This is a genomic window from Arthrobacter sp. K410C (genome assembly GCF_059090105.1).
In genome coordinates this window covers 1-17,277 of the sequence record NZ_JBNHFJ010000031.1, presented here as the reverse complement: position 1 = coordinate 17,277, position 17,277 = coordinate 1, and the positions used below count along the sequence as shown (strand labels likewise).

Annotated in this window: 14 protein-coding genes; 2 read left to right on the top strand and 12 right to left on the bottom strand. The window is 59.5% G+C overall.

The window, feature by feature from the left end; translation table 11 throughout:
* The first annotated feature begins 560 nt into the window (after positions 1 to 560).
* Positions 561 to 2,042 (top strand): APC family permease, encoded by a 1,482-nt coding sequence (locus tag AC5RU7_RS20580; RefSeq protein WP_494053798.1) that lies wholly within the window; start codon positions 561 to 563, stop codon positions 2,040 to 2,042.
* Between the two features lie 177 nt (positions 2,043 to 2,219).
* Complete coding sequence (locus tag AC5RU7_RS20575; protein WP_494053797.1) at positions 2,220 to 3,401, top strand: cation:proton antiporter; 1,182 nt, start codon at positions 2,220 to 2,222, stop codon at positions 3,399 to 3,401.
* A gap of 76 nt (positions 3,402 to 3,477) precedes the next feature.
* Here the strand turns inward: AC5RU7_RS20575 and AC5RU7_RS20570 are convergent, their stop codons facing one another.
* The 12 genes from AC5RU7_RS20570 to AC5RU7_RS20515 form a co-directional block, all read right to left on the bottom strand.
* A complete protein-coding gene (locus tag AC5RU7_RS20570) occupies positions 3,478 to 4,854 on the bottom strand; it encodes a catalase (protein WP_494053796.1) in 1,377 nt (458 codons plus the stop codon).
* A 60-nt stretch (positions 4,855 to 4,914) separates the two neighbouring features.
* Positions 4,915 to 6,408, bottom strand: coding sequence for a glyceraldehyde-3-phosphate dehydrogenase (locus AC5RU7_RS20565; RefSeq protein ID WP_494053795.1), 1,494 nt, complete (start codon positions 6,406 to 6,408; stop codon positions 4,915 to 4,917).
* A gap of 115 nt (positions 6,409 to 6,523) precedes the next feature.
* Positions 6,524 to 6,697, bottom strand: coding sequence for a hypothetical protein (locus AC5RU7_RS20560; protein WP_494053794.1), 174 nt, complete (start codon positions 6,695 to 6,697; stop codon positions 6,524 to 6,526).
* A 148-nt stretch (positions 6,698 to 6,845) separates the two neighbouring features.
* Positions 6,846 to 7,514 carry a DUF5134 domain-containing protein gene (locus AC5RU7_RS20555; protein ID WP_494053793.1) on the bottom strand — a complete coding sequence of 223 codons (669 nt, stop codon included), beginning with the start codon at positions 7,512 to 7,514 and terminating at the stop codon, positions 6,846 to 6,848.
* Between the two features lie 92 nt (positions 7,515 to 7,606).
* The gene (locus AC5RU7_RS20550) at positions 7,607 to 9,556 is read right to left on the bottom strand and encodes a primary-amine oxidase (RefSeq protein ID WP_494053792.1); all 1,950 of its coding nucleotides are present in this window, start codon (positions 9,554 to 9,556) and stop codon (positions 7,607 to 7,609) included.
* Between the two features lie 359 nt (positions 9,557 to 9,915).
* On the bottom strand, positions 9,916 to 10,914 hold the full coding sequence (locus AC5RU7_RS20545) for a heme-dependent oxidative N-demethylase family protein (protein ID WP_494053791.1): 999 nt from the start codon (positions 10,912 to 10,914) through the stop codon (positions 9,916 to 9,918).
* A complete protein-coding gene (locus AC5RU7_RS20540) occupies positions 10,911 to 11,891 on the bottom strand; it encodes a PDR/VanB family oxidoreductase (RefSeq protein WP_494053790.1) in 981 nt (326 codons plus the stop codon). The genes AC5RU7_RS20545 and AC5RU7_RS20540 overlap by 4 nt, the downstream gene beginning before the upstream one ends.
* Complete coding sequence (locus AC5RU7_RS20535; protein ID WP_494053799.1) at positions 11,888 to 12,358, bottom strand: dimethylamine monooxygenase subunit DmmA family protein; 471 nt, start codon at positions 12,356 to 12,358, stop codon at positions 11,888 to 11,890. The genes AC5RU7_RS20540 and AC5RU7_RS20535 overlap by 4 nt, the downstream gene beginning before the upstream one ends.
* A gap of 24 nt (positions 12,359 to 12,382) precedes the next feature.
* Entirely contained in the window at positions 12,383 to 12,763 is a 381-nt protein-coding gene (locus AC5RU7_RS20530; RefSeq protein WP_494053789.1) for a cupin domain-containing protein, read from the bottom strand.
* A gap of 557 nt (positions 12,764 to 13,320) precedes the next feature.
* Positions 13,321 to 14,799, bottom strand: coding sequence for an APC family permease (locus tag AC5RU7_RS20525; RefSeq protein ID WP_494053788.1), 1,479 nt, complete (start codon positions 14,797 to 14,799; stop codon positions 13,321 to 13,323).
* Between the two features lie 470 nt (positions 14,800 to 15,269).
* Positions 15,270 to 15,977, bottom strand: coding sequence for a cache domain-containing protein (locus AC5RU7_RS20520; RefSeq protein WP_494053787.1), 708 nt, complete (start codon positions 15,975 to 15,977; stop codon positions 15,270 to 15,272).
* Between the two features lie 162 nt (positions 15,978 to 16,139).
* Positions 16,140 to 16,871, bottom strand: coding sequence for a FadR/GntR family transcriptional regulator (locus AC5RU7_RS20515; protein ID WP_494053786.1), 732 nt, complete (start codon positions 16,869 to 16,871; stop codon positions 16,140 to 16,142).
* Positions 16,872 to 17,277: the final 406 nt, after the last annotated feature.

The following is a 17,277-nucleotide window of genomic DNA, read 5'->3' as shown; positions in this document are numbered from 1 at the left end:
GGCAGGCGCCGTGGTGGTTGTAACAGTCACGATAGGACCCCTCTCAAACTATCCGGGCACCGGGACCTACGCCGCCCCGATGCATGCTCTCTGGTTGGAACCAACTATCCCCAACCAACCAACCACCCGAAACGCTGTTTTCTGACAGTTTTAACTATCCTTAAGAACGGGGCCTCCGCACGGGCCCGCTCTTACCCATCAGGCAACCTGGCGCGGTCTTCGTCGCGAGTACCCACTTAAGTACTCAAATAAGAAACTTCTAAAAAGGTCTGGACCAAATGATTTTGTGAGCGTAGTTTTGCTGTGGGATCAAGTAAGTGACTCCGATCACACCGGAAGCGCTCTGAAGCAGCTCGGCATCCCGCTCTTTGCGAGAGTAGGCCGAGGTTGTGACGATGCTTTCCAGGAGCTACCACCGACGTAGTGCGCTATAAGCCTTCCCGAACCCCCTTTGGTGCTTGGACGTTGGCATTCGCGGGGTCCCGCCTCCTGCTCACCGCCCGCCGCGGCGAGCGAGGCATTAAAGATCACAAGACGTTCAGTCCATCAAAGGAGATGTCGTGAGTGAAAATCGTTTGGATGAAGCCGACCACCTGAAACGGTCGATCAACTGGAAGCAGGGTATGGCCATTGCACTGGGCGTACCCTTGCTGATTCTGCCATCGTTGGGCTACCTCCCGATGTACGTATCTGCCGCAGCGATCCTTATTTGGGGGGTCTCGGTCCTTCAAGGTTTCATGCAGAACGCCGCCTACGCCGAAATGGCAACCGCCTTCCCGAAGGCCTCCGGCCTGCCGGGTTTTGCGCAGACTATATTCCGTACTGAGAACTACCGGGGAAAATACGACAAGGGCAAGCTGATCGGCGGCTTCACCGCCTGGAGCTACTGGTTTGGCTGGAACCCGATCCTGGCGATCTTCGCCATCCTGGTGGGCGGTTACCTGCATGGGCTGTTTCCCGCCTTGGGCGAGACCTTTACCGAGTATCAGCTCGCGTTGCTGGCAGGCGCGGTGATTTTTGGTGGGCTGTTCATCGTGAACTGGTTCGGGCTCAAGGACGGCGCCATCCTGGGTTACGTCCTGGCGGCTGTTTCTTTGATACCCCTCATTGTCCTGGCCGTAGCGCCTTTTGCCACCGGACATGTTGAGCTGGGTAACATCACCGGCAGTTGGTGGCCGACCGACTGGGCGTGGGACATGCACCATATCCTGATTCTCTTTGGCGTCTTCGGGATCGCACAGTGGAGTGCGTGTGCTTGGGAAACCGCAGCCATTTACGGTCCGGAATACAAGAACCCGTCCAAAGATGTTCCCAAAGCGCTGCTTGCCTGCGGCGTCATCTGCCTCGTCCTGTATGTACTGCTGCAAACTGCCGTAATCGGCGTGCTAGGTGTTGAGGGCGTACAGGCTGAGTCTGTATCGCCCCTGATTCCGGTCGCCCAAGCAGTGTTTGGCCAAGCCGGTTCCACCATCACCATCATCATGTTGATCGCCGCCATGGTCCTGATCATCCAAACGGCTTACCTGGGTTCTTCCCGGGCCATGCACTCAATGTCGCTCGAAGGAAACCTGCCCAAGGTCTTTGGCAAAACGAACCGTCAGGGCACACCCTTTGTTGCCATGCTTGTCATCGGAGCCTTCAACCTGCTGCTCATTTCCATGGGGAACGCCGCCGCGATTCTCGCAGCCTCGGCAATCGGTTACACCTGCGCCAACGGCATCAGCCTGTTCGCCTACGTCCGGGCCAAAAAGCACCCGGCATTTGCAAACCTCGAACGTCCCTTTAAAGCGCCCAAGGGTTGGAAAAACGTCGCCATGCTCTTTGGCCTGTTCAACGTCCCTTTGTGCCTGATCGGGGTGGTCTACCTGAACAGCCTGGAAATTGGCTGGACCTCAACCTGGGTCGGATTCCTCGTATTGTCGCTTTTTGTTCCCATCTGGTTGTATACCCAGCGCGAATCGCGCCGCTCGAACGATGCAGTAGTTGATACTTCATCTTCAGACGACGACGACTCTGAAAGGGTTCTTGATCCTGTTAGGTGATGCGATCCCCGGATCTGCTTCGAACCCTTCCTGAGCTGGACCTGGTATTCGGTCCCCGGCGCTGACGTCCACCGCGCCGGGGACCGAAGCCATCGAACCCGAACCTTTTCTGGCAGCTGTCAGTATCCAAAAAGGCCTAGATAGTGGGGCCGAGATCCTGCGACAGGAATAGAGGACATGGACCCGTTAGCCCTGGCCCTCATTGAACTGGGAGCCGTTGTGTTCTGCCTCGGCCTGTTGGCCCGCTTGGCGGGACGCATTGGAATGTCACCCATACCGCTATACCTCCTGGGCGGGCTGGCCTTCGGAACGGGCGGCATTGTCGAGCTCGATGGCATGCACGAATTCGCACACCTCTCTGCCGAGATCGGTGTCATTCTGCTGCTGCTTATGCTCGGGCTTGAATACACTGCGGCCGAGCTGATCACCGGGCTGAAGGGCTCATGGCAGGCCGGTGTCCTTGACCTCGTGCTGAATTTCCTGCCGGGGGCAGCGTTTGCCCTTTTCCTGGGCTGGGGACCCGTTGCTGCCATCGTAATGGGCGGCATCACCTACATCTCCTCATCGGGTATTGCAGCGAAAGTCATCACGGACCTTGGCAGGCTCGGCAACCCCGAAACCCGTGTGGTGATCTCAGTCCTGGTGTTTGAAGACCTGGCGATGGCTTTATATCTGCCCGTCCTCACCACCATTCTTGCCGGCCTAAGTTTCTTCGGCGGGCTCACAACCGTTGGTATAGCGCTGGTTGTGGTGAGCCTTGTCCTCATCGTTGCTCTCCGTCACGGACACCATGTCTCGAAAGCTGTCCATAGCGAAAACCCTGAGGTGTTTCTCCTGCACGTGCTCGGCGCAGCTCTGCTCGTTGCCGGAGCGGCATCAGCCATGCAGGTGTCCGCGGCGGTAGGGGCTTTCTTACTAGGTATCGCAATCTCCGGTGCGGCAGCGCGCAATGCCAAACGCATCCTTATGCCGCTGCGGGACCTATTCGCCGCAATCTTCTTCGTGGCATTCGGGCTGAACACTGATCCTCGGTCCATTCCGCCAGTGCTTGCCTTGGCGCTCGTGCTGGCCCTCGTCACCACAGCCAGCAAAATGGCCACCGGCATGTGGGCTGCGAAGCGTGCAGGGATTGCCGTACCTGGGCGTTTCCGCGCCGGAGCCGCGCTCATTGCCCGCGGGGAGTTCTCCATCGTCATAGCTGGCTTGGCAGTAGCGTCCGGATCAGTTGCCCAGGAACTGGCGGGCATGGCCACTGCCTATGTGCTGATCATGGCCGTGGTGGGACCGCTGGCCGCGCGCTACGTCGAGCCGCTGGTCAAAGCCATGCTGCCGCAAGAAAGCCTCGTTGCCAAAGTCTAGGAGTACAGGGACATATCCACCCGCCCAAGCCTTGGCATCGTGCCCGGAATGTTGATGAGAGGCTTACCCGGTTCTCCTAGCGGACAGCCGAATCGATAGCGCCTTGGTGGTGAATTCCGAGGTTGGCGCCGAGTTTGGCGCCGAGTTCGGCGTCAACGTTGGTCCAGTACTGGATGGCCCGTTCCTTGATGTCGAAGCGCTTGACGCCGCCCACGGCACCGGTGATGGTTTCGAGGAAGCGGGCCTTGGCGGCGTCGTCGTAAACCTCGCGGTACAAAGTGCCCGCCTGGACGAAGTCGCCGTCCTCGGCGTGCAGGCAGTGCGCCGCATGGGTCAGCTCGCCGTCGTTCTCCCAGCCGCCGGCCGGGCTATGCCGCTCAAGGGCAGCCTGTCCGGCGAAAGTGTTCGGGGCGTGGTCGGTGCCCACGCGGTAGCGGTGAGCGTCCGCGTAGGAGAAGATGCGGGCCTGCAGCATCTTGTCCGGGGAAGCGGCGATGCCCGGCACGAAGTTCGACGGCGCGAAGATGGCCTGCTCGATCTGCGCGAAGTAGTTCTCCGGGTTCCGGTTCAGCTCCATGGTGCCCACCTTGATCAGCGGGTAGTCGCCGTGCCGCCAGACCTTGGTCAGGTCGAACGGGTTGAAGCGATAGGTCTTCGCGTCCTCGTAGGGCATGACCTGGACATGCAGGTCCCAGGACGGGAAGTTGCCGGCTTCGATGTTCTCGGACAGGTCGCGGATGTAGAAGTCCGTGTCCAAGCCGGCCAGGGCCTCGGCCTGCTCGCTGGTCATGGAGTTCACGCCCTGGTTGGACTTGAAGTGGTACTTGACCCAGAACCGCTCGCCCGCGGCGTTGATCCACTGGTAGGTGTGAGAGCCGTAGCCCTGCATTTCACGCCAGGAAGCGGGCAGGCCGCGGTCACCCATCAGCCAGGTGACCTGGTGTGCGGACTCGGGAGACAGGGTCCAGAAGTCCCACACCATGTCGGCGTCGCGCAGATGGGTGCCCGGGAGGCGCTTCTGGGAGTGGATGAAGTCCGGGAACTTGATGCCGTCGCGAATGAAGAACACCGGGGTGTTGTTGCCGACGAGGTCGTAGTTGCCCTCGGAGGTGTAGAACTTCACGGCGAACCCGCGGGGATCACGGCAGGTGTCCGGGGAGCCGTTCTCGCCGGCCACGGAGGAGAAACGGACAACCATCTTGGTCTCAACACCGGGCTGCAGGAACGCGGCCTTGGTGTACTTCGAGACATCCTCGGTGGTCTTGAACGTGCCGAATGCACCGCCGCCCTTGGCGTGCGCGACGCGCTCCGGCACCCGCTCGCGGTTGAACTGGACGAGCTTTTCCACCGGGTAGCGGCCGGTCAGGGTGACGGCACCATTGGCACCGACGGATTTCGAAGGCGAAACAGAAGTAGCCGGCGCACCAGACTGGGTCGTCGAAACGGCAGTCATTATTCTCCTGATTTCTGGTTGGATGAACGGGACAGGCCGGAGTTTCGATGCGAACGGGTGTTAGGCCGAGTCCAGCGCGGCGAGCACCGACATGGCTTCTTTCACGACGTCCGTCGCTGGGAAGGAAGGCCGCTTGATTCCGGCCATCTCCTCCATCACGCGGACAACCTGGCAGCTGTAGCCGAACTCGTTGTCATACCAGACGTACACGACCAGGTTCTTGTCCGTGGACACCGTCGCGAGGCCGTCCACGATGCCGGCGGGGCGGGAACCGACGAAGTCGGTGGAGACCACCTCGGGTGAGTCGATGTAGTCAATTTGCATGCGCAGGTCCGAGTGCAGCGACATGCCACGCAGGTAACTGTTGACCTCGTCCTTGGTGGTTCCGTTCTCCAGGGTCAGGTTCAGGATGGCCAGCGAAACATCCGGTGTGGGGACGCGGATGGAGCTGCCGGTGAGCTTGCCGAGCAGCTCGGGCAGCGCCTTGGCCACCGCCTTGGCAGCACCGGTCTCGGTGATCACCATGTTCAGCGCAGCCGACCGGCCCCGCCGGTCGCCCTTGTGGAAGTTGTCGATCAGGTTCTGGTCGTTGGTGAAGGAGTGGACCGTTTCCACATGTCCTTGGATCACGCCGAACCTGTCATTGAGGGCCTTCAGGACCGGGGTGATGGCGTTGGTGGTGCAGGACGCCGCTGACACGATCTGGTCGGTGTCCTCGATGGTGCCGTGGTTGATGCCGTGGACGATGTTCTTCAGCTCGCCCTTGCCGGGTGCGGTCAGCAGGACCCGTGCAACACCCTTGCTCTTCAGGTGCTGCGACAGGCCTTCAGCGTCACGCCAACGCCCGGTGTTATCGACCAGCAGCGCGTCCTTGATGCCGTATGCGGTGTAATCAATGGTGGCAGGGTCGTTCGAGTAGATCATTTGGATCCGGACGCCGTTGGCGGTGATGGTCTCGGCTTCCTCGTCGACGCGGATCGTGCCCTGGAAGGAGCCGTGGACCGAGTCACGGCGCAACAGGCTGGCCCGTTTCAGCAGGTCGTTGTCGGACCCGCGGCGGACCACGATTGCGCGCAGGCGGAGGCCGTGGCCGCCACCGGCCTTTTCGATCAGGAGGCGGGCCAGGAGCCGGCCGATCCGGCCGAAGCCGTACAGGACGACGTCGGTGCTGATGCGGTCGTCAGCGCCGCGCTTGCCGACGATCTCGGCAAGCTCGGTGCGGAGGAATTCTTCCAGCGTTGCGCCGTCGCCCTCTTCCTTGAACTTCTGGTTCAGGCGGGCGATGTCGATCGCGGCCGCGCCCAACTCCAGCTCCGCCAAGCAGTTAAGCAGCGGGGCTGTTTCCTCCAGGAGCAACTCCTCCTTAGTGACACGGCGGGCGAAGCGGTGCGCCTTGAGGATGTTCACAGGCGACTCATTGGTCAGGCTCCGGCCATGAATGCTGGTCACCACGTCGCTTTCGCGGTACAGGCGGCCGATCACCGGAATCATGGCCTCGGCGAGGGCCTCCCGGCCCATCCACGTGTAAAGAGAAGAATCTGAAGTTTGTCGCATGGTGCTGCCTTTCCAAAGGGGTCGGTCTGTCGCCCGATGGGAACCTGACCGGAGATGTAAAGATGCCCTCTGAACCCTTCGTCTTGGTTAAAGAGCCGCCACAGTCTTGCCAGGGTTATGTGAGGTTGGACTGCCGCAGCCACAACTGCTGCAGTTTAGATACAGCTGCTAACTGATCTTCGCTGAGGCCTACACCCGCATCGGTGATCCTGCGTAGAACAAGAAGGACGTTTCCGTTGATGGTTTCGTCGGATTTTGCTTGCGCAGGTTCCGTGATTGCCGCAGTCACTTCGCGCCTCCTGGGATGGGCTTGGCATCCATCGTCCCGCCATTAGCGGGTGGGAGAAATCCCAATTTGGAACTGTTTAAGCTATCTCTTTGGGTGGGTAGTTCACGTCTTATACCAATCAGGGAGGGCATGACGTTGCTTGTTGTAGTTATGCCGTCATGGTGGCGAACATCAGAGCCATAACCATGGCGCCCAACGCTTCGAGAGCGTGCTCGGAACGGTTGAAGAAGCGGGAGGATGCCTTGTGGAGGGGGCTCTTGATCGCCCCGCCTCGCACGAGCATGACGAGGAAAACTGCCGCTGCGGCTCCAAAGCAGACTGTCAGCAGCATCGCCAGCGTGGGCGTCGGATCGGTTGCAGCTGTGACTGCCGCGCTGTGGTTGGCGGCTGCCATACCGTGATGGGCATGAGACACGGGTGTTGCGGCTGCCGAAGCGGATGTGCTTCCGGGCGAGGACCCGGGAGTCATCATCGCGATCATAAGGGCCGCACCCGCCATGGAGAGGCCGTGATAGACACATTTGACGCGGCCTTGGCCGCTCGCGCAGAGTGTCATGAATTCCGGCCGGGCGACTGCCTGAATGACAAACCACAGTGCGGCGCCGCTGAGCACTGCGATCTGAGCCAGCATTGTAGACGGCACGAGATTCCACAACATTGCAGCCATGAGGACGTTCATCAGGGCATGGAGGGCTTTGTTGATCTGGTCCGTACGCTGGCGGGACTTTGCCGCCTGCAGGAAGTAGTAGCATCCACTCAGCAGTAGGACTGCCGTAAGGGTCCAGGTAATTGCCGGAATGTAGAACACGCCTATCATCACGCTTTCCGTACTGGGTTCGGGTAGAGGAAAGGCGGTCCCCGGTGCTGCTGTCACAGCACGGGGACCGCCTTTTTAGTGTTGACCGTGGGTTACGAGTGGGATGAGTGCCCTTCTCCTGCACTGCAGTGGCCGCTGGTGGCTTCGATCTTGCTGGGGAGGTTCAAGGTGGGGTTCTGGTCGAAGAAACCGTGGGGTTCGAGCATGAACCCGATGTTCTGGCGGGGCATGATGGGCCAGTCTTCGAGCCGGACCACGTGGTGCATGCCGAAGGTGTACCAAACCACAAGGTCCTGATCGACGATGTTCCGGTCCTTTTCGGTCCAGATGTGCAGGCCGTCGTCGGCGCCGGTGGCCTGGTTGGGGAACTCGCCGGCGGCAAAGCGTTCGGTCCGGTCGTAGGCGGTGACCCACAGGTTGTTACGGGCAAACTGCGCACGCTTGCTCACGTAGGATTCGTCACCGGCGGCAAGCTGGATGCCGTTGGTGGGGATCAAGCGGTAGGCCACCGGTTCGTCCACGAGGTTCTTGCTGTCGTGGTTGGCGATCTTCCAGAAGCGGTGCTTGGAGGAGTCGGTCTTCCGGATGGCCTTCTGCTCGGTTTCCAGGAGCCTGTCCACTGCCTTGAACGCGGTGTGGGTCGGGTTGTCCTCGGGAATTTCCATGTCCACTTCGTAGACGGCGTTCTTCGGGCCGTCCACTTCGAAGTCCATGCGGACGTTGAACATGTGCTGGTGGATCGGGGCGTAGAGCCCGTCGTTGTTCAGGGTCTGCCCGTACGGGCTCTTCTCGCCCGGCTTCTGGCCGGCGGTGGAGAGGATACCGGTGGCCTTGACCAGGAACTCGATGCTGCCATCGAGGAAGAGGTGCCAGTAGAAGGCGTACTCGTAGTTGGCAACAGTGGCAATGAAGGAGATCACGAGCTTGCGGCTGCGCCGGGTTTCGGTGGTGCCTTCACGGAAATCGAAGTGCTTCCACAGGATGCTGTCGTCTTCCTCATGCATGCAGATCGCGTTTTCGATCGTCAGCGGGTTGCCGAGGCTGTCGGTGGTGATGCCGTCGAAGTACTTGATCTCGCCGGTGCAGTCGCAGCCCAGGGTGAGGGAGTTCGCCATGTTGCCGATGTTGTATTCACCGGAGTCGAAGGCGTTCTTCTTGGCCTGGACGGGGGCGGTGTCGCCGTAGGGAACAACCATTTCCGACAGTGAGGCGCGGTTGATGACGGGACGCTCGACGCCCTTGTTCCGGAACTTCAGCTGGTGCAGGACCAAGCCTTCGCGGGGCGTGAATCCGACCCGGAAGGACCAGTCGGCCCACTGGACGTGGTTTCCGGTGACGGTGAAGGACGCGCCTTCGGGCTGGGTAATGGAGATGGGCTTGAGGTCGGTGCGGGCCGGGCCGACGTACTTGGGCAGGTAGTTGCCGCTGGCGCTCGGGACCGGGATGGCCTGGTCGTCCTGGAGCTGTACAACCTCGCCGGAGTTCAGGTCCACGATGACGATGAAGTTCTCGATCGGGTGTGCGTAGGGGCTGTCATCGGCCTCATCGCGGACGAAGACCAGGGCACGCATCAGGCGGCGGCCTTCGTTGTCTTCGCCGAAGTAGCCGACGGACCATGGTTCGAAGCAGACCAGGTCCATGTTGGTGATGCCGCGCTTAGCGAGGGCAGCCTGGACCTCGGGGTTCTTCCGGCACGCCTCTTCACCCTCTGCGAACTCGTCGAGCATAAAGGGCGGGTGAACGTTGGCGGCAAGCTGTGTCCACTTCGAGACGATGCCCGAATCAAGATCCACGATCGCTTCGTAGGCGCGTCCCTCGGCGCGGTTGACCAGGACAGCGTCTGCTTCGCGGACCGTCGCGGCGCCGGTCCGAAGCAGTTCCTTGTCCGGCTCGCGCAGCTCAACGCTGATGAAGCGGAACGACTCAGCCGCGGCCGGGCCATCCTTCAGGATGGCAGATGCCCGGGAGATCTCCTCACGGGACAATGGATCGAGCGGATGCGAAACCTTGACGACGGCGTCAGTTTCGGTGTTGAGAGTCATGGTTTTCTCCTTGATTCTTGGTTCAGGACGAGGATGTCTGCGGTTTGGAGCCAGAGTGCTCGGTGACATGGCCGGAATTTGGCAGTTCTTTGGCGACCGCCCATGTGTTGGAGACCTGGGGGAAGCGGCGTGTTGTTGCAGAGGACCTGGGACCTCCCAGGTGTTGCAGCCGCATCCCCTCAATTTCGGAAGGGCAGCAAAGCTCTTCACTGAACTCTGCTGCGGGTGATGCGGATCACTTTTCCCTTGCAGCTAGGCTACGCGAACTAAAACATCTAGTCCAGCCTTTTTTATGTTTATTTTTTCGGGTTCTGCGTCTATCTATTGATGCCGTTGTTCACGGCAATCAGCAGGCTAATTTAGCCGGCCAGCAGCCAGTCCGAGGCAGCTTTGCGGTAGCGGATAATGCCTTTGTATTCGGCCATGTCGTCTGGAAGTTCGGCCAGGACATGGCCGAGCTTTTCCCGCCAGGCAGGTACCTTGGCGATGTCAGACAGGGGCAGGAGGTAGCTGCGAATCAGGAACAGCAGCACTCCGCTGTGGGGGAGTCTTATCAGGTGCTGAACTTCGACGCGGAGGTGGAGTTTATCGGGCATGGCAGGATCAGTGGCGATGGTTGCGCGGTCAGGACCCCACTCCGGATACGTTTCGGTGGAGGTATCCAAACGTTGTCCGACGGTCATGGTCCAGTTCGTGCGCCGGAACTGTTCGCCAGGTTGCAGGGCCAGAAGGAATTTCTCGGCGCGGCTGACGATATTTTCTTCCTTGACCCGTGGGACAGGGCCGTGGATTTCGAGGAAGCTCATGCCGACGTCAAAGTTGAAGGACCAGTCAGCGGCAAACGTGACCAGGCCAGCGTCGAGCCACATGGTGTTGTCGCGGACGTCAAGCAACACGATGTCGTCCTGGATCTGTGTGCCCAGGAACCTCAGCGGGCCTCCGGGCAAGGAGTCATCTTCGCCGACCGTGAATTCCACGTCGAGGTTTTGGAGGCTGTTGTGCCAGCGGCAGTGGTTACCTTCGCGATGGAAGGACATGAGATCCGGGTAATCCGCAGCCATGGCGGGCAGCAGGGTGGCCAGGGTGTCCCACGCGGCTGAGCGCATGTGAGGCAGCACCTTCATGCGCGAGGGGTCACGGGTGAGGATCTGCTCGCGTTGAGCGATTTCCTCGTGGTAGTTCTCATCGATATCTATCAGCCCGGTGCCCCAGGACCCTGCTTCTGTTGTGACGTTCTTGTGCGCTGGTTCCACGTTGGCGCTGTAGCGGTACTGGTTGGCGGCAAAAGGAAATGGAAAGCGCCGGATCCTTTCCGGCAGTACAGCGGCGTCAGGATTTTGCTCGGTAGTGATACTCACAGGTCCAACTCCAATTCTGGGTCGTTGCTACGCGAAACGCAGCACATCATTGTGGTGTTCGCAGCCTTTTCCTTGTCGGACAGGTAAAGGTCCCGGTGCTGGGGAGTTCCTTTGAGAACCGGCAGAACGCATTCTCCGCAGATACCTTTACGGCACATGTTCGGAATGCGCTTGCCCGCCTTTTCTAGGGTCTCCAGGAGCGAAACGCCTGCCGGGACTTCCAAGCGAACGCCGCTGCGGGCCAGGTTCACTGTGAAGGGTTGTCCCGCGTCCAGCTCGGCCGAGCCAAAGGCCTCGGAATGCAACCGGGCAGATGACCAGCCCAGTTCACGAGCCTGGTCCAGGACTGAGTCCATGAAAGCAAGCGGCCCACAGACGTAAAGGTGGGTTCCCAGGCTCTGGGTTGTCAGTGCGTTGCTGAGGACATGCTGGAATGTCTTGCGGTCGGCGCATTCAGTCAGGGCCTCCCCCAGTAATTCCCTCGCTTCCTCCACATGGGCTCCGGCACCTGGACGGTAGACGTAGATCAGGGATGACGTCGTGCCGCGATCGGCCGCCGCCTGCGCGTGCGAAAGAATAGGGGTGATGCCAATTCCCGCAGCAATCAGGAGATTGTGTGTGGCTGTGGACACGGGCGCGAAAGCACTTCGGGGACGCGAAACGAATAGCCGGTCCCCCACCTCGAGTCGGTGCATGGCTACAGAACCGCCGGCTCCGTCCTCCACTCGGAGTACCGAGATCGTGTATTCGGTTGGGGCGTTGCCGGAACCCGTGAGGGAATAAGCGTTTACGCCCTCATCGCCGTACTGAACCACGAGGTGGCTGCCGGGGACATAGGAAGGAAGGATCCGTCCGGAGGGGTCCGCGAGAGTGATGCTGACAATCGAGTTGGTCTGGGGAACGACCTTCTTCACCTCCAGCTGGAGACCTCCCTCCACGGCCGGATGGGTACTGATCGGGAGTGCCGTGATGGTCATGCTGCCTCCTCGGCATGGGCTGAATACCCGAGGTACGCGCCAAGCCGGCGCGAGAAGTGGTCAGTGATTGCCAAGCTGGTGGTGCATCCCCCGCACTGCACCTCCGAGCCGGCTTTTCGGGTGGTGGTAGTTGTAGCGCGGCAATGCGGACAGTAAATAACCCGGGGACCCACCTGGTGAGCCAAAAGGGTTACCTCCGCTTCCAGCAGTCCACACTGCGCTGCGGCGGCTGCAGCAGCACGGGTGTCTGCGGGCGGACCGGCGACGACCAGGCGCACACCGACGTATGAGTGTGCAAGTGCTGAGCGCAGCTCGGAAAGGGTTTCGGTTGTTGCAGATTCAAAATGAAGGTCGTACCGGGGCCGGCCACCGGTGTCGTATCCCGCGGTGTCATCTGATGCCCCAAACGAGACACAGATGACACCGCGGAAACCCGGTTCCAGGCCGATACCAGCTGTCGGCGGCATGGGCACGGAACGCACGATCAGTCCTTACGGGGCGAACGAACGGTGGCCGGTGAAGAAGCCCAGACCATATTCAGGGGTCTCAAACTTCACGGTGGTGCCCTTCGGGAAGAACAGCACATCGCGCTCCTTGGCGTGCGTTACCTCACCGGTGGACTGATCGGTCAGGATGAACTCACCCTGGATGACAACCTTCATCTCGTCGTACGTGTACGTGTACACCAAAGGCTCCGAAGCCGTCAGCTCGAAAAAGCCAGCGCTCATGACCGAACCCTCGGGGTTGTGGAGCGAATCACCGATCGCAGCTACGGTCCCGGGCTCGTTCATCGACGGCAAGCCAATGTAGCCACCTTCCACCTTGTGGATGGAGCCAGCCTTGCTGAGTGTTCCTGTGAGTTGGATTTCCATGGTTTCTCCTATGAATACCGTTGGGAATTGTTCTCTGTCGCATACGGGACAGGTTTACGAAAGAGTTGAAATGCCCTTTGTTGACGTGGGGGAAAGGGATCGTCGCAAACCCGGCGGCTTCCCCTTTTTTGCTTGAGGATCCAAACCGGGTTCCACGCTGAACTCTTTTGCTTGTGTGATGCGAGTCACTGCGTGCGTCCCACTAGTAAAGCTACGCCTAGCTAATACATCTAGTCCAGACTCTTTTCGAAAAAAGTTTAATAAGACGCTTCATTTGCGTTCTTCGCGGCCTTGGCCGGCGCCCGGCCAAGGCAAGCGCCACGGGGATCAAAGACAGGAAGGCAGGCCGGATTGACCGGCCTGCCTTCCGTCCCTCTCGATGCCTATCAATTGTGCGAGTCAGCCCCCGGCATCAGCTCCTGCATCGGAGGGCCGTTGCTTCAACCGACGGCAGTATCAGCCCAACCGCGGACTCCAGGGCGAGCCGCAGTTTCAGGAGACATGTGATCGTGCCTGCGAATGTGTTTCTGGGTCCGTGCAGGAGCGGTCCTAAACCCTCAGGATGGAAGCATGTCCAGATCTTCCGCACCGCGTTCAGAGGCGGGTGCATAGGGTAACGAGCTGATAGGCGGCTTAGATCGACGCTGGGTGTACAACCAGATGGGTATGTACGATGCCAGCACGATGAAGCCAACCCACGTCGGCGTCCATCCGATCTCCAGGCTGTTAAGGTAGACCACACCGATAAGGCACAGGGGCAGATTGAACAGGCCGAAAAGCACTGCTACGTTCTTCCACCCTTTGGGAGCTTTGAAAGGCCGTTCCAAGGTGGCAAAGGCGGGGTGCTTTTTGGCCCGTACGTAGGCGAACAAGCTGATGCCATTTGCGCAGGTGTATCCGATGGCGGATGCGGCAACGATCGCTGCCGGGCTGCCCATCAGGATGAGGACCAAGTTGAAGGCAGCGATAATCAGCATGGCGACAAATGGCGTGCCGTGGCGGTTGGTTCTGCCCAGGGATTTGGGGAGGTTGCCTTCCGTTGCCATGGAATGCATGGCACGGGAAGACCCGAGGTAGGCGGTTTGTATGATGAGCACCATCGCCGCAATCAACATGATGATGGTGATCATGGAGCCAGCCTGGCCGAAGACAGCCTGTGCCACCGGAATCAGGGGCGAAACAGGTTGGTCGAGGACGCCTTCGACGCCGAGCACACCGATGACTGCGGCCTGCACCAGTACGAAGGAGAAGAAGCATATGGTGCCGCAGGCGAAAAGTGCTCTTGAGACATCCTTCGCTGGATTTTTGTATTCAGGACCGTAGATCGCTGCAGTTTCCCAGGCGCAGGCGCTCCATTGTGCGATGGCAAAAATGCCCAGGAGGATGAGGATGTGGTGCATATCCCAAGCCCAGTCCTGCGGAAGCCAGCTGCCCGTGATGTTGACCAAGTCGACATGCCCGGTAGCAAAGGGGGCAACAGTCAGGACGATCAGGGGGATGAGGGAGAAAGCCCCCAAAATGTATCCCAGAGTGGCGCCGTCCTTGAGGCCAAACCAGTTCACCACGAACAATCCGGTAAAGACCACCAGCCCTGTTATCAAGGCGAGCTGGTTCTCGGTAAATATCTCTCCCAGCGCAGGGAAAAGCCCATGAAGATAGCTGCCCACCAGGATGGAAAAGATTGCGAGTACCGGCGTCCAAGCGAACCAGTAGCTCCATGCGCTGAAGCCGCCAAGCAGCTTGCTCTTGTCGTACTTGCCCCGGTAGTTCTCGGTGCGGAACACATGCTGCGCGAAACCGGGAAGGCCCGAGGCCTTGGGAAACGCCGTGGCCATCTCCGCGTAGGCGGCATTCTGGAAGAACCCTTGAACGACCGACAGCCCCCAGATAAGGATCGCCGCCGCTGACAAGTACATAGGAAGGTAGCCCAATGAGGGCAGAATCAGCAGTGGTACACCTAGCGCAATGGCCAGGCCCTGCTTCCAGTCAATCGACCTTTCCAGGTGATCGGCTCCATCCAAACGATTTTCACTCATAAGAATCTCCTTTGACCAACTTAGAGTCGTTTGATTGATGATTTTTTGACTACATGTGCTCTTGACCGTCTGACGGGAGGCAGCGGATGGACGCCGCTTTTACAGTTCGGACCTAGGTCCGGTGAGGCCATGCCCGGCAGTTGCATCGGGCCCAACTGGCGCCGGCCTCCCGGGATTCAGTACAGCACTGTACGTATCGGCGGTTGTCGCGCGAGGGGGCCCGGCGGAAGACAGGGGACGGGAGTGGGGTTCCCGTCGACTGTGAACGAAAGTAAGCGTCATGTGCCGCCAGGGAAGGCAACAATCAGCCCTGCCATTGTGGTGCCGGGCTCGACCTGCCCAAGGTGTTCTGTGAGACACATCACTATCGAGGTTACAGGCAAATAGATGCAGTCCAACAGGTTAAACGACAACTAGTTGTTTTGCCGGTCAGCTCTTGAATACGCTCCAGCCTACGGCTATCATGCGGGCTAAGAAACGTAGACCAGTGAAAGCCCTAAGTGGGGAACGTTCAGGGGCACTCGATGCTCGCCGTGGGCTCCGTGTTTGATCCGCTCACCCACGAGGTACATTCCCGAGTTGCCGAGAATGACGCGATTACTGGAATTGATGAGGGCGGCATCAGCCGGGATCGCCCGCAAAGTGGGCATGATGAGTGGCTCCAGGTCTTTGATCCGTATGTCGCACCCGGCGACACCTATGAACTTTCCATGAATGGAGACCGGTGCCGTGAACGTCAGAATGTATTCCTCGAAGCCCAGATAGTCTATATACGGCCCCCAGACCGTCTGCTCACCCGTGGAAGCGGCGATGGAGAAAAACGGCAGCTTTTCATAGTCGTAGTACCGGTTACTGCCAGGGGTCCGGTCGGCATCCAGTCTTTCCATGGAGCCGTCGTTCTTCCGGAACCACCACTCCAAAGCCCGGCCGCCCTCCTCAGCAAAGTCGCCAGCGAAGAAGGTTCCTGCTCCGACGGCAAAAGAGTTTTTCCCCAGGAATTCACGTGCGAGGTCATCCAGTCCGACCAGTGCAGCTTTGCTGACCTTGGACCTGCCGGCGAGGTTCTCTTCAAGCAGCGAGGCAACCTTTACGGAAAGTTCTCCGATCTCGGTGGAGACGCCGCCAATCCAGGCAGTGAGGGCGTCGGCAGCAGGTACGACGTCATTGTCGGTAATCATTGCGCATCCTGAATTGATTCCACGTCCCCACACGGGTGTTGCGGTTAGATGAGGTTATTCGACCTGATTGGCTCAAGTGTCGAGTCCAATCCTTCCCGGATGAATCCTGGCTCCTGCCAAGACCAATCCAAGTCTTTAGGGATGAGCGTAACGGATCAAATGCTACAACGAGGAGGCTTTCGCATTCTCCGTGGACGCGGCGTAACTAAGGGTAAGTTTCGTGTCGATCAGATGGAAGATATTTCGCTTGATGTGTGCAAGAACCAACCTCTGAGCCCTCTCAGGTTGATCTTGGGCTATTGCACGGACCAGCTCCAGATGCTCAGCAGCTGCCGCCTCGGGGTCAAGCGATGCGGCGAGGGGTGTCCACAGTTGTTGGACCGTTTCTTGCTGCAGCCGGATTTCGGCATTGGCAAGTCTGGGGGACTGCGCGGATACAGCCAATTCGATGTGAAAACGGCTGTCAGCAGGTGCACGCACTTCTGGCGTCGTTGCCAGAACCAGCGCGCGGCCGAGTTCCTGCAGACGGTCGAAGTCGTGAGCTTCCGCGCGCTCACAGGCCAGACGTACCGTCGCTGCGGCTATAGCGGAGTGTTCGTCTCCGATGTCACGTATTTCTGAAATTGATGTCGAGAGAAACCACTCGCGAATGGTGTCGGTCTGGGTAGGAGGCTGGCTGACGATGAACGTTCCGCCGCTCCGGCCGCGGCGCGTCTCAACAACGCCCTGTTCCCTCAGTTCAGACAGCGCTTCCCGAAGGGTCGCGCCTCCCACACCGAACATTTCCGAGAGCGACGCTTCTGAGGGCAAGCGCTCACCGACCTTAAGAAGCCCTAGGCCGATGGCCTTGGAGATTCTTTCGACAATCGCATCGGCCCTCTCAATTTCCGGCAAGGACCGGTAGATCTGTGACTGGAATGAGGATGGCGAGGCCAAAAGTCTGCGCTCCGGAATGGGTTACGTTTCGCTTCAATACTAACCAGTCATATCAGCACATTCAGAGCTTTTCCCTCTTATCAGAATCTTTCACCTCCCCGCCACCCGCTGCCCGGACGGAAGCGATGGCCGTGCATTGCCAAGCAGCAGCATGCACGGCGCCGATTGGAAGCTGAGGTGTCCGCTTACCCGCCCTGTTCTTAAGGGTAGTTAAAACTGTCAGAAAACAGCGTTTCGGGTGGTTGGTTGGTTGGGGATAGTTGGTTTCAACCAGAGAGCATGCATCGGGGCGGCGTAGGTCCCGGTGCCCGGATAGTTTGAGAGGGGTCCTATCGTGACTGTTACAACCACCACGGCGCCTGCC

Coding starts and splice junctions, on each gene's coding strand:
- AC5RU7_RS20530 (WP_494053789.1), bottom strand. CDS start 12,763: ATGGAAATCCAACTCACAGGAACACTCAGCAAGGCTGGCTCCATCCAC.
- AC5RU7_RS20550 (WP_494053792.1), bottom strand. CDS start 9,556: ATGACTCTCAACACCGAAACTGACGCCGTCGTCAAGGTTTCGCATCCG.
- AC5RU7_RS20525 (WP_494053788.1), bottom strand. CDS start 14,799: ATGAGTGAAAATCGTTTGGATGGAGCCGATCACCTGGAAAGGTCGATT.
- AC5RU7_RS20565 (WP_494053795.1), bottom strand. CDS start 6,408: ATGCGACAAACTTCAGATTCTTCTCTTTACACGTGGATGGGCCGGGAG.
- AC5RU7_RS20535 (WP_494053799.1), bottom strand. CDS start 12,358: ATGCCGCCGACAGCTGGTATCGGCCTGGAACCGGGTTTCCGCGGTGTC.
- AC5RU7_RS20540 (WP_494053790.1), bottom strand. CDS start 11,891: ATGACCATCACGGCACTCCCGATCAGTACCCATCCGGCCGTGGAGGGA.
- AC5RU7_RS20520 (WP_494053787.1), bottom strand. CDS start 15,977: ATGATTACCGACAATGACGTCGTACCTGCTGCCGACGCCCTCACTGCC.
- AC5RU7_RS20555 (WP_494053793.1), bottom strand. CDS start 7,514: ATGATAGGCGTGTTCTACATTCCGGCAATTACCTGGACCCTTACGGCA.
- AC5RU7_RS20575 (WP_494053797.1), top strand. CDS start 2,220: ATGGACCCGTTAGCCCTGGCCCTCATTGAACTGGGAGCCGTTGTGTTC.
- AC5RU7_RS20570 (WP_494053796.1), bottom strand. CDS start 4,854: ATGACTGCCGTTTCGACGACCCAGTCTGGTGCGCCGGCTACTTCTGTT.